Here is a 12,242-nt window from a genome sequence, read left to right on the forward strand (position 1 = left end):
CAGGGACCCAAATGGGGTGTGAACAGTAACGCTCCATGAAAAATTTTTGAAAAAAAGTCTTTACAAATCAAAAGTATTAGTTTATATTGAAACGCATAAAAACATTGTTAAGAGATAGAATAAGACAGGTTGACAAGGGTGTCAAAGAGCTTGCAGATGCGGGCTCTTTGGCACCTTTTTATATATGTAGATTTTTCATGCAGGGCAGGAGGAGAGTATGGCGGTAAAATATGTTTTTGTGACAGGCGGCGTTGTGTCCGGCCTGGGAAAAGGAATCACGGCGGCTTCGCTGGGACGACTGCTGAAGGCGAGAGGTTACCACATTACCATGCAGAAGTTCGATCCCTATATTAATGTAGATCCGGGAACCATGAACCCCATCCAGCATGGGGAAGTATTCGTGACAGATGACGGTACGGAGACAGATCTGGATTTAGGGCACTATGAAAGGTTTATCGATGAAAGTCTTGACAAAAATTCCAACGTCACCACCGGGAAAATATACTGGTCGGTACTGCATAAGGAACGTCGGGGTGACTACGGCGGCGGAACCGTTCAGGTGATTCCCCATATCACGAATGAAATCAAGTCCCGTTTTTATCGGGCCAGTTCCCCTGAGGAGGAGACCATTTCCATCATAGAGGTGGGAGGGACTGTAGGAGATATTGAGAGCCAGCCTTTTTTGGAAGCGATCCGTCAGTTTCAACATGAAATGGGACATGAAAATGCGATTCTCATACATGTAACCCTGATTCCTTATTTAAAAGCTTCCGGTGAAATGAAAACAAAACCCACACAGATGAGTGTGAAGGAGTTGCAGGGCATGGGGATCTGGCCGGATATTCTGGTGTGCCGCTCCGATTATCCGGTGGATGAAAAAATGAAGGAAAAGATTGCTTTGTTTTGTAACGTAAAAAAAGAGCAGGTGCTGCAAAATATGGACGCTCCCTCTTTATATGAAGTGCCGCTGATGCTGGAGAAGGAAAAACTGGCCCAGGCCGTCTGCGAATGTTTAAGGCTGCCCTGTCCAGTGCCGGACCTGAACGGCTGGAAGGCGATGATAGAGGATCTGCTCCATCCCTGTACCTCTGTGACGATCGCCCTTGTGGGAAAATATGTTGGGCTGCACGATGCTTACTTAAGCGTGGCGGAAGCTTTAAAACATGGCGGCATCGCGAACCGGGCGGATGTGAATATCCGCTGGATTGATGCTGAAGAGCTTACACCTGAAAATCTGGAGGGATATTTGCATGATGCGGACGGCATTTTGGTTCCGGGAGGATTCGGGCAGAGGGGAACAGAGGGAAAAATCCTGGCGATCGAATATGCGAGAAAAAATAAAGTTCCCTATCTTGGAATTTGTCTGGGCATGCAGCTTGCTATCATAGAGTTTGCCAGAAATGTGGCCGGACTGCCTGATGCAGCCAGTGCGGAGCTGGATCCTGATACAAAATGTCCGGTGATCGCGCTGATGCCAGAACAAAATAATGTGATTAATCTGGGTGGCACCATGCGGCTGGGCTCCTATCCCTGTATATTGAAGGATGGGACACTGGCCCAAAGGCTGTATGGAAAAAAAGAAATTTCAGAACGCCACAGACACCGTTATGAGGTAAATAATGCATACCGGGAATGTCTGATCCAAAAAGGTATGTGTCTTTCCGGATTGTCGCCGGACGGACGGATCGTGGAGATGGTTGAGTTGGAGAAACATCCTTTTTTTATTGCCACTCAGGCCCATCCCGAATTTAAATCCCGGCCGAATCATGCCCATCCTCTTTTCCGGGGCCTGATCGCCGCAGCCGTGGAATACACTACCGTCAAGGAGGAGGAATAACAATGAAACAGATACAAACACAACAGGATCTTTACAGTCCGGCATTCGAACATGATAACTGCGGAATTGGCGCTGTCGTTCATATTAAAGGCAGGAAAAGCCATCAGATAGTGGTGGATGCTTTAAAAATCGTGGAAAAGCTGGAACACCGCGCCGGGAAGGATGCAGAAGGCAAAACCGGGGACGGCGTTGGCATACTGACTCAGATTTCTCACCGTTTTTTTACAAAGGTCTGCGGGCAGGCCCAAATTCATATCGGCGGTGAAAGAGAATATGGCGTGGGTATGTTTTTCTTCCCCCAGAATGAACTGAAACGCAGCCAGGCCAAAAAGATGTTTGAAATCATTGTGGAAAAAGAAGGTATGGAATTTCTGGGGTGGAGGGATGTTCCCATCCGGCCTGAGGTGCTGGGACATAAGGCCAGAAAATGTATGCCTGTAATCTGTCAGGGCTTTGTAAAAAAGCCGGAACAGTTAAAAAAAGGACTGGATTTTGACCGCCGTCTTTATGTGGTGCGCCGCGAGTTCGAGCAGAGCAACAATAATACCTATGTGCCTTCTCTTTCCAGCCGGACTGTTGTATATAAGGGAATGTTTCTTGTGGGACAGCTGCGTACCTTTTTTACAGACCTTCAGGACGAGGACTATGAGTCCGCAATTGCCATCGTACATTCCCGCTTTTCTACCAACACAAATCCCAGCTGGGAGAGAGCGCATCCCAACCACTTTATCGTCCATAACGGTGAAATCAACACCATCAGGGGAAACGCGGATAAGATGCTGGCCAGGGAAGAAACCATGCGGGCGCCGGCATTTTTGGCGGATGATCTGACAAAGGTCCTTCCGGTGGTAAACACAGGCGGCTCCGATTCTGCCATGCTGGACAATACGCTGGAGTTTCTGGTGATGAGCGGCATGGAGCTTCCCCTTGCGGCAATGATCACCATTCCGGAGCCCTGGGCCAACAACGATACCATTTCCCAGGAGGTGCGCGATTTTTACCAATACTACGCCACTATGATGGAGCCCTGGGACGGCCCTGCATCCATCCTTTTTTCCGACGGGGATCTGATGGGAGCGGTGCTGGACAGAAACGGCCTTCGGCCCTCCCGGTATTACATCACTGATGATGACCGTCTGATTCTTTCCTCAGAGGTTGGGGTGCTGGATATTCCGGCGGAAAACATTCTCAAGAAGGAACGCCTGCATCCGGGGAAGATGCTTCTTGTGGACACGCAGAGGGGCATGGTGGTAAGTGATGAGGAAATAAAGGAATATTATGCAAAAAAGGAACCCTACGGGGAATGGCTGGACAGCAATCTGGTTACCTTGCAGGAATTGAAAATTCCGAATGAGAAAATTCCCTCCTACACAAAAGAGAAACGCGCAAGACTGCAGAAGTCCTTCGGTTATACCTATGAAGAATACCGGGAAGGCATCTGCGCCATGGCTTTAAACGGCACGGAGCAAATCGGCGCCATGGGTGTGGATACCCCTCTGGCAGTCCTGTCGAAAGAATATCAGCCCCTGTTTTACTATTTCAAGCAGCTTTTCGCACAGGTGACGAATCCGCCCATTGATGCGGTGCGGGAAAAAATTGTAACCTCCACCACAGTATATGTGGGGAAGAACGGCAGCCTGCTGGAAGAAAAACCGGAGAACTGCCAGGTGCTTAAAATCAATAATCCAATTTTATCGGATCTGGATCTTTTAAAAATAAAAGAGATGACAAAACCCGGCTTTCAGGTGGCCTGTGTCCCAATTATTTTCTATAAAAGCACTCCCATAGACAGGGTGTTGGAGCATCTGTTTGTGGAAGTGGATAAGGCTTACCGGGAAGGAGCGAATATCCTGATCCTTTCTGACCGGGGCGTGGATGAAAACCATGTGGCAATCCCCTCCCTGCTGGCCGTTTCTGCGGTACACAAGCATCTGGTAAAAACGAAAAAATGCACAGCGCTTTCCCTCATCCTGGAATCAGGGGAACCCAGAGAAGTACACGATTTTGCAGCCCTTTTAGGCTATGGGGCCTGTGCGGTCAATCCTTATCTGGCTCATTCCACCATCGCGGAACTGGTGGAAGAGGGTTTTTTAAATAAGGACTATTATGCCGCTGTGGAAGATTATGACAGAGCTATTTTACAGGGCATTGTAAAAATTGCCTCCAAAATGGGGATTTCCACAATCCAGTCTTACCAGGGAAGCCAGATTTTTGAGGCCATCGGAATTTCCAGTGAAGTCATTGACCGGTATTTTACCCAGACGGTGAGCAGGGTGGGCGGCATCACTCTTCAGGATATTGCGGCCCAGACTGATGAACAGCATTCCAAAGCCTTTGATCCTCTGGGGCTGGATACGGATTTGACCCTTTCTTCCATGGGACGGCACAAAATGCGGAGCCAGGGGGAAGAACATCGCTATAATCCCCGCACCATCCACCTGCTGCAGCAGTCCACAAAAGAGGGCAGCTATGAAAAATTCTGTGCCTATACAAAGCTGGTGGATGAGGAAAATACCGGATATTTACGCAGCCTCATGGATTTTCGGTATCCGCAGACGGGGATATCCATAGAAGAGGTGGAAAGTGTGGAATCCATTGTAAAGCGTTTCAAGACAGGCGCCATGTCTTACGGTTCCATTTCTGAGGAAGCCCATGAGGCGCTGGCGGTTGCCATGAACCGGCTCCACGGCAAGTCTAACAGCGGAGAGGGCGGAGAGAGTGAGGAACGTCTGGAATCTGCCGGAACCGATCACGACAGAAGCTCTGCCATCAAACAGGTTGCCAGCGGGCGCTTTGGCGTAACCAGCCGGTATCTGGTGAGCGCCAGGGAAATTCAGATTAAGATGGCGCAGGGGGCAAAACCTGGTGAAGGCGGCCATCTTCCCGCCAAAAAGGTATACCCGTGGATTGCCAGAACCCGTCATTCCACGCCTGGCGTAAGCCTGATTTCTCCGCCGCCGCATCACGATATCTATTCCATTGAGGATCTGGCGCAGCTGATTTATGATCTGAAAAACGCCAATAAATATGCCCGTATATCTGTAAAGCTGGTTTCTGAGGCAGGCGTTGGCACGGTGGCGGCAGGGGTCGCGAAAGCGGGGGCCCAGGTTATCCTGATTTCCGGCTATGACGGCGGCACCGGGGCCGCGCCGGTAAGTTCCATCCACAATGCGGGACTGCCCTGGGAGCTGGGGCTTGCGGAAACACACCAGACACTCTTGCGCAACGGGCTCCGTAATCGGGTGGTCATTGAAACAGACGGTAAGCTCATGAGCGGCCGTGACGTGGCCATAGCAGCCCTTCTGGGCGCAGAGGAATTCGGTTTTGCTACGGCTCCCCTGGTGACGCTCGGCTGTGTGATGATGCGGGTCTGCAATCTGGATACATGCCCTATGGGCATTGCTACCCAAAATCCGGAACTTCGCAAACGGTTTACTGGAAAACCGGAGTATGTGATGAATTTTATGCTCTTTATTGCGCAGCAACTGCGGGAATATATGGCGAAGCTGGGCGTGCGCACCGTGGATGAAATGGTAGGCCGTACAGATCTGTTAAAGAAAAAGGATTTCCTGACAGGACAGGCAGCGAAGGTGGATTTAAGCCTTATTCTGCAGGGAATGAACGAAGGAGAAAGGAAGAACTGTGTATTTGATCCGAACTGTGCCTATCATTTTCAGCTTGAGCAGACAAAGGATGAAGCAGAGCTTCTGAAAAACAAAGAAATTCTGGAGTCGGTGGTTCAGGGGAAAAAGAGCAGCTATCAGGTTAAGCTGACCAACACCGACCGCACCTTCGGAACCCTGCTGGGGGCGGAGGTGACACGGCATCATCCTTCCGGATTGCCGGAGGATACCATTACCATACTCTGTCAGGGAGCGGGCGGACAAAGCTTCGGCGCATTTCTGCCCAAAGGGATCACCTTGTCTTTGTGCGGCGACAGCAACGATTATTTCGGCAAAGGCCTCTCCGGCGGAAAACTGGCGGTTTATGCGCCACCGGAAGCAAACTTTGTGCCGGAAGAAAATGTCATTATAGGCAATGTCGCTCTCTACGGGGCCACCGGAGGGGAAGCCTATATCGCCGGCATGGCAGGCGAACGCTTCTGTGTGAGAAATTCCGGCGCAACAGCGGTTGTGGAAGGCGTGGGTGAGCACGGATGTGAATATATGACCGGAGGCCGGACGGCGGTGCTTGGACCCACCGGTAAAAACTTTGCGGCCGGCATGAGCGGCGGCATCGCCTATGTGCTGGATGAGGGAAATTGTCTGTATAAAAATCTGAATAAAGAAATGGTGCTCATGGAAAAGGTGGAAACCAAATATGACCAGGAAGAGCTGCGGGCCATGATCGAAGCCCATGTGGCCCACACCAATTCCCGAAAAGGGAAAGAAATTCTGGCACATTTTGCACAATATCTGCCTGCCTTTAAAAAAATCATTCCTGCAGATTACAAGCATCTGATTCAGTTGTCTTCCCAGTTTGAAGAACAGGGCATGAGCAGACAGGAGGCACAGATAGAAGCATTCTATGCGGGCGTCAATAGAAAGTGAGGAAAAAGAATGGGAAAATCGACGGGTTTTTTGGATTATGAACGGAAAATGGGACCGGTGTCAGCTCCGGGCGAAAGAATTAAAAATTTCAGAGACTTCCATGGCACCCTTTCCGAAGAACAACAGCGCCTTCAGGGAGCAAGATGCATGGAATGTGGCGTGCCCTTCTGTCAGGCGGGAGTGATGATCGCCGGCATGGCATCAGGCTGTCCGCTGCATAACCTGGTACCGGAAATCAACGACCTGGTATATCGCGGCAACTGGGAGCAGGCCTATATCAGACTGTCAAAAACCCATTGCTTCCCGGAATTCACCTCCAGGGTCTGCCCGGCTTTGTGTGAAGCGGCTTGTACCTGCGGTCTGCACGGTGAACCGGTATCTACAAAGGAAAATGAAAAGGCTGTAATCGAGTATGCCTTCTCGAAAGGACTGGTAAAGGCTGACTCTCCCCGTGTGCGCACAGGAAAGACCGTAGCGGTTATCGGCAGCGGACCGGCAGGACTGGCGGCAGCTTTACTGTTAAACCGCCGCGGCCATAGCGTGACGGTATATGAAAGAAGCGACCGTCCAGGTGGGCTGCTTCGCTATGGCATTCCCAATATGAAGCTGGAAAAAGGTATCATAGACAGACGCATTCGTCTCATGGAGGAAGCAGGCGTCCGTTTTGAATGCGGAGTGGATGTGGGAAGGAACCTCCCCGGAAAGGAGCTGCTCAAAAAATATGACCGCATCCTTCTGGCCGGAGGTGCATCAAACCCGAGAGATATTGAAGTGCCCGGCAGAGATGCAAAAGGAATTTATTTTGCGGTGGACTTTCTCAAAAATGTGACTAAAACGCTGCTGGACAGTAATTTTAAAGAAATACCCTATCACCTTGCCAGAGGGAAAAAGGTGCTGGTGATCGGCGGCGGCGACACAGGAAACGACTGTGTGGGAACCGTTATCCGACTGGGCGCCGCCAGTGTGGTTCAGCTGGAAATGATGCCGAAAGCACCCGCAGGGCGGATGGCCAACAATCCCTGGCCGGAATGGCCAAAGGTGTTAAAGACTGATTACGGGCAGGAAGAAGCGATTGACCGATTTGGCCATGACCCAAGAATTTATCAGACGACGGTTACCGAATTCCTGAAAAATAAAAAGGGAGATATATGCGGTGCCAAAACAGTACAGCTGGCGCCCGTACGTGACGAAAAGACGGGCCGGATGCGCATGGAGCCCGTCCCCGGAACCGAAAAAGAAATTCCTGCAGATCTTGTGCTCATTGCAGCAGGTTTTTTGGGCAGCGAGAGTTATAGTGCAGAAACTTTTGGTGTCAAATTAGACGGGAGGACGAATGTGGAGACAGCTCCCGGTTCTTATTGTACCGAAAACACCAGAATTTTTACGGCAGGCGATATGCACAGAGGGCAGTCCCTGGTGGTCTGGGCTATCGCAGAAGGCACAGAAGCCGCTGCCCGGATCGATGAATCTCTGATGGGCTATACAGGCCTTTAAGGAACAATATAAAATGTGCAAATCAGAACAGGAGACAGTCATGGAAAAAAGAGAACAGTTATATGAAGGAAAAGCAAAAAAGGTTTTCGCAACTGATGACCCAAACATGGTGATTGTCAGCTACAAGGATGATGCTACCGCCTTTAACGGGCAGAAGAAAGGGACGATTGACGGAAAAGGTTCCATTAACAACCGAATGAGCAATCTCCTGTTTGAACTGCTGGAGAAAAACGGGATTCACACTCATTTTGTAAAGGAACTGAATGACAGGGAAACTCTTGTGAAAAAAGTGGAAATCGTACCTTTGGAGGTTATTGTCCGCAATGTGGGCGCCGGCAGCTTCGCAAAACGCATGGGCATTGAAGAGGGCAGAACATTAAAATGCCCAACAGTGGAATTTTCCTATAAAAATGATGCACTGGGGGATCCATTTATCAATCACTGGTATGCGCTGGCGTTGAATCTGGCTACCGAAGAGGAAATCGAAAAAATTACGGAGACTGCTTTTGCGGTCAATGAGGTGCTGCGAAATTTCTTTGCGGCCGCAGGCATTGAGCTAATTGATTTCAAGCTGGAATTTGGAAGATTTGATGGCAAGATCCTTCTTGCGGATGAAATTTCCCCAGACACCTGCAGGCTGTGGGACAGTAAAACCAAAGAAAAGCTGGATAAGGACCGTTTCAGGCGGGATATGGGCGGAGCAGAGGAGGCCTATCAGGAGGTATTTTCCAGAATCGGCCTCCTTTAGAACAAAAAAGGCAAAAGGGCCAACCATTGGGATAAAGTAAAGGGTCTAAGGCACCAGGCATTTATGACAGGCAGGAAAAGCTGACCGCCAATTATGCGGCATCTCCTGTGATACCCCGGACAGCAGTATATAGTCAGAAATGAGCAGATAATGCAAGAAACGGATATTTTTTTTAGCAATACTGTATGTATAATATATGTATGCAAAGAAAGGAATTTTCCGGTTTTTACAGGAGTTATATGAATCAGGACTGAATCAGAAAAACCAGGGAAAAACGCTGTGCAGGAGGAAAACGGGATGGACTTAAAGGAAGAACTCGGTCGTGTGATGCGGCAGTATGTGGATAAAAATATCGTGGCGGGCGTGAATTTGCTGGTGGAGAAGGATGGTCAGGAGATTTGTTATTGTCAGGCGGGTCTGGCAGACAGGGAGAATGGGAAAGAAATTACACGGGATACGATTTTCAGATTATATTCTCAGACAAAGCCGGTGACAGCAGCGGCTGCAATGATTTTGATGGAACGGGGTAAATTGGAGCTGTGTCAGCCGGTTTCAGATTTCCTTCCGTCATTCAGGGAACAGAAGGTTTGCTGCGGCAGTACATTAGTAAAACTGGAACAGGCAGGACGGTCAATGATGGTGCAGGATCTGTTGCGGATGACCTCCGGTCTGGTATACCCGGATGAAGCTACTTTGGCGGGGCGGCAGACGGGGAAGGTATTTGCTCAGGTATGCAGCAGACTGGGCGGCAATGAAGAGATGACGACCCGTGAGGTGGCGGATTCCCGGACAGGAATGGCAGTACAGTACCTCAGCAGATGTGTTAGGCGCGGTTATTGAAGTGGCTTCCGGGATGAAATATGCTGCTTTTCTAAAAAAAGAGATTCTGGAACCGTTGGGGATGGAGGATACGGCGTTTTGGGTACCTCAGGAAAAACAACACAGACTTACGAAGGTGTATGAAAGTATAAGGACACAGGACGGGCAAAGGAAGCTGGTAAGGTATACAGGCAGCCATCTGGGTATCCGCAACGATATGTCCCGTGAACCTGCTTTTGCATCCGGCGGAGCAGGGCTTGCCTCTACGCTGGATGATTATATGAAATTTGCCCGTATGCTGCAAAACGGTGGCAGTCTGAACGGTGTCAGGATTCTGCAGCCTGCCACGGTACGGTATATGACAGGAGGGCAGCTTTTGGACTGCCAGCAGAAATACTTTGAAAAATGGGATGTACTGTCAGGTTACAGCTATGGTAACCTGATGCGGGTATGTAAAAATCCCGGACAATGTGGATATCTGGCCGAAAAAGGGGAATATGGCTGGGATGGCTGGCTTGGCACACATTTTGCAAATTTTCCCGGAGAGAAGCTGACAATTTTAGTGGGAACCCAGATGAAAGACTCAGGAACCTTTGCACTGACCTATAAACTGCGGAATCTGGTGTTGAGTTCCCTGTAATAAGGAATATTTTACACTCGGTTTGTATGTTAATCCGGGTGTATTTTTTTAGGAGAAATTAAGTAAAAGTTCAGACAGGACAGTGCAGTCTGAACTGATACGAAGTTAATTTTTTCCTGTATCTTATATGTTTGGGGTTGGCTGACTTTTATATATATCTGTAGTAAAATAGAGTTATTCATAACAGGAAAGCCTTTATTCCCGCGAGCAACGAGCCAAGTAGCCATGCTTGCATGGATATTTGGCGACTGCCGCGAGGGTCAAATACCCCGCTGCTCTGCAGCGCTGCAAGTTTGATACCCCGTTGCTTGCAGCGGGGTCTTTGATTTGTTCAATAAAGATGGAAGGAAGTGAAAAATCGGGGGAAAGTCTGCTCGATGAAAAGCAATATGAATTTATCTGGTAAAAGGGGAAATTACAAAAGAATATTTTTTACGATAAAACAAAAGCTGGCCTTGTTTTTTGTATTGATTTTCGGCGGTATATTGTTGGTAGGGTTGTGGAGTAACTATCAGAGTATGAAAATTCTGCAGCGTGAGGTTTCGGAATCCTACGGTATGTCTCTTGATGTGCTTCAGGATAAATTTGACGAGAGCATGTCCCGGATGAAAAGGCTGGCATCCAAGCTTGCGATTGACGCGGATATTATGACTCTTAATCAACGTCCGGAAACCCTGGAAAAGGAATATATCTGGGATTATAAGGAGCTTTTGGATCAGATTGTGCTATTGGAGCAGGTGAATAATATAGAAGCGGATATCAATGTGATACTGCCGCTTAAGTCAAGAATATTTTCATCGAGTAAAGGCATAAGGGAAGTAAGGGAAATTGACAAATTACTTCAGGATATGGAACAAATACGGACAGGGGTTTGGGTGATGCGGGAAAAAGGAAACTACCTTCCGGAGAAGAAAAGTCTTTCCATTGTACAGAGCGGTAACAGTCTGTTGGATGGCAGCAGTGTAATTGTGGAGGTGGATATCAGTGAAGAAACGATCAGAGAAATGCTCCGGGAATTTCAGATTCAGGATAAGGGAATGCCCTTTTGCGTGAATCCAGTATCGGAACTGATTCTTTATGAAAACAGCTACCAGCTGAGCATTCCGGCAATAACAGCTGAAATTAAAGGAGCGGCCCGGGATAGTGGGGAACTGACCTATTTTCAGGACAGGGAAAGATATCGGATTCTGTATCAGACTTTAAAAGACTCAGATATGGTTTTTGGCTTTGTTTTTGCGGAAACGCAGTATCTGCAGCCGGTTCTTATAGTACGTAAGCTTATTTTTATTTTTGCATTCCTGTTTTTTATTCTGGCGTTTGCGATGATTTCTTCTATACATAAAATATTGCTGACACCATTGTACCAGTTGATAGATGCTATGAAAAAGGTGAAGGAGGATGATTTGAAGGTGCGCATCCAAATCCATCCTGATTCTGAAATGGACTTTGTTTTTGAGCAGTTTAACAGCATGGTGGAACGGCTGGATTATACGATCAATGAAATTTACCGTACAAGAATTACGCTGGAAAAAAACAGGCTGAAGCTGTTACAGTCCCAGATAAACCCTCATTTTTTGTATAACAGTCTCAACTTTATATATCGGATGATATCCTCGGAAAATCTGGAGGGAGCGTCGAAAATGGCGCTTTTTCTGGGCAGGTATTTCCGGTATGCAACGAAAAGCAACCTTGATGTTACTACAATTGGAGAGGAAGTGGCTAATATTGATGTTTATCTTCAAATACAGCAGATGCGCTATCCGGACAAAATATGGTTTGAAATAGGGGCTTTGCATGAAATGCAGGACTATCAGATTCCCCGTTTGTTAATTCAGCCGATTGTTGAAAATATTTTTGTACATGGCATCTCCAGCTTTGAAGATAAGGTGAACGTCACACTGGATTTTTCGGAAACAGAGGACGGTAAAATCCATATAGAGATCGGCAATGACGGAAAGAAGCTGGAAATGGAAGAATTAAAGGAAATTAATGATAAAATACATACACAGATGAATGGACACGGACTGAACAATGTATACCAGCGTCTGCAGCTCTTTTTCAGGGAAGAAGGTGATCTGTGGATGGAGTGCCGGGAGAACAATACGATAGTGGTAATGGAATTTCCTGCGGAATATAAGCGGTTGGAGGTTTGAA

7 protein-coding genes are annotated in these 12,242 nt (G+C 48.1%); all 7 read left to right on the forward strand.

Going from position 1 to position 12,242, the window contains the following annotated elements; all coding sequences use genetic code 11:
* Positions 1-217: 217 nt before the first annotated feature.
* The 7 genes from pyrG to HMPREF1548_RS17555 all read left to right on the forward strand — a co-directional run bounded on the left by pyrG (position 218) and on the right by HMPREF1548_RS17555 (position 12,241).
* On the forward strand, positions 218-1,837 hold the full coding sequence (pyrG, locus tag HMPREF1548_RS17530; protein WP_021637730.1) for a CTP synthase: 1,620 nt from the start codon (positions 218-220) through the stop codon (positions 1,835-1,837).
* Positions 1,838-1,839: 2 nt separating this feature from the next.
* The gene (gltB, locus tag HMPREF1548_RS17535; protein ID WP_021637731.1) at positions 1,840-6,387 is read left to right on the forward strand and encodes a glutamate synthase large subunit; all 4,548 of its coding nucleotides are present in this window, start codon (positions 1,840-1,842) and stop codon (positions 6,385-6,387) included.
* Positions 6,388-6,396: 9 nt separating this feature from the next.
* Complete coding sequence (locus tag HMPREF1548_RS17540; RefSeq protein WP_021637732.1) at positions 6,397-7,881, forward strand: glutamate synthase subunit beta; 1,485 nt, start codon at positions 6,397-6,399, stop codon at positions 7,879-7,881.
* Between the two features lie 40 nt (positions 7,882-7,921).
* Positions 7,922-8,629: a phosphoribosylaminoimidazolesuccinocarboxamide synthase gene (gene purC / locus HMPREF1548_RS17545; protein WP_025490379.1), complete on the forward strand. Its 708-nt coding sequence runs from the start codon at positions 7,922-7,924 to the stop codon at positions 8,627-8,629.
* A 297-nt stretch (positions 8,630-8,926) separates the two neighbouring features.
* A complete protein-coding gene (locus HMPREF1548_RS30590) occupies positions 8,927-9,469 on the forward strand; it encodes a serine hydrolase domain-containing protein (RefSeq protein WP_276946298.1) in 543 nt (180 codons plus the stop codon).
* Positions 9,399-10,088 carry a serine hydrolase domain-containing protein gene (locus HMPREF1548_RS30595; RefSeq protein WP_276946299.1) on the forward strand — a complete coding sequence of 230 codons (690 nt, stop codon included), beginning with the start codon at positions 9,399-9,401 and terminating at the stop codon, positions 10,086-10,088. The genes HMPREF1548_RS30590 and HMPREF1548_RS30595 overlap by 71 nt, the downstream gene beginning before the upstream one ends.
* 518 nt (positions 10,089-10,606) lie before the next feature.
* Positions 10,607-12,241 (forward strand): sensor histidine kinase, encoded by a 1,635-nt coding sequence (locus HMPREF1548_RS17555; RefSeq protein WP_198168646.1) that lies wholly within the window; start codon positions 10,607-10,609, stop codon positions 12,239-12,241.
* Position 12,242: the final 1 nt, after the last annotated feature.

This window comes from Clostridium sp. KLE 1755 (assembly GCF_000466465.2).
Taxonomy (GTDB): Bacteria; Bacillota; Clostridia; order Lachnospirales; family Lachnospiraceae; genus Eisenbergiella; species Eisenbergiella porci.

Bases quoted from the DNA above. Each gene is read 5' to 3' on its own strand.
- HMPREF1548_RS17555 (WP_198168646.1), top strand. From the start codon at position 10,607: ATGAAAATTCTGCAGCGTGAGGTTTCGGAATCCTACGGTATGTCTCTT.
- HMPREF1548_RS17540 (WP_021637732.1), top strand. From the start codon at position 6,397: ATGGGAAAATCGACGGGTTTTTTGGATTATGAACGGAAAATGGGACCG.
- purC (WP_025490379.1), top strand. From the start codon at position 7,922: ATGGAAAAAAGAGAACAGTTATATGAAGGAAAAGCAAAAAAGGTTTTC.
- HMPREF1548_RS30590 (WP_276946298.1), top strand. From the start codon at position 8,927: ATGGACTTAAAGGAAGAACTCGGTCGTGTGATGCGGCAGTATGTGGAT.
- gltB (WP_021637731.1), top strand. From the start codon at position 1,840: ATGAAACAGATACAAACACAACAGGATCTTTACAGTCCGGCATTCGAA.
- pyrG (WP_021637730.1), top strand. From the start codon at position 218: ATGGCGGTAAAATATGTTTTTGTGACAGGCGGCGTTGTGTCCGGCCTG.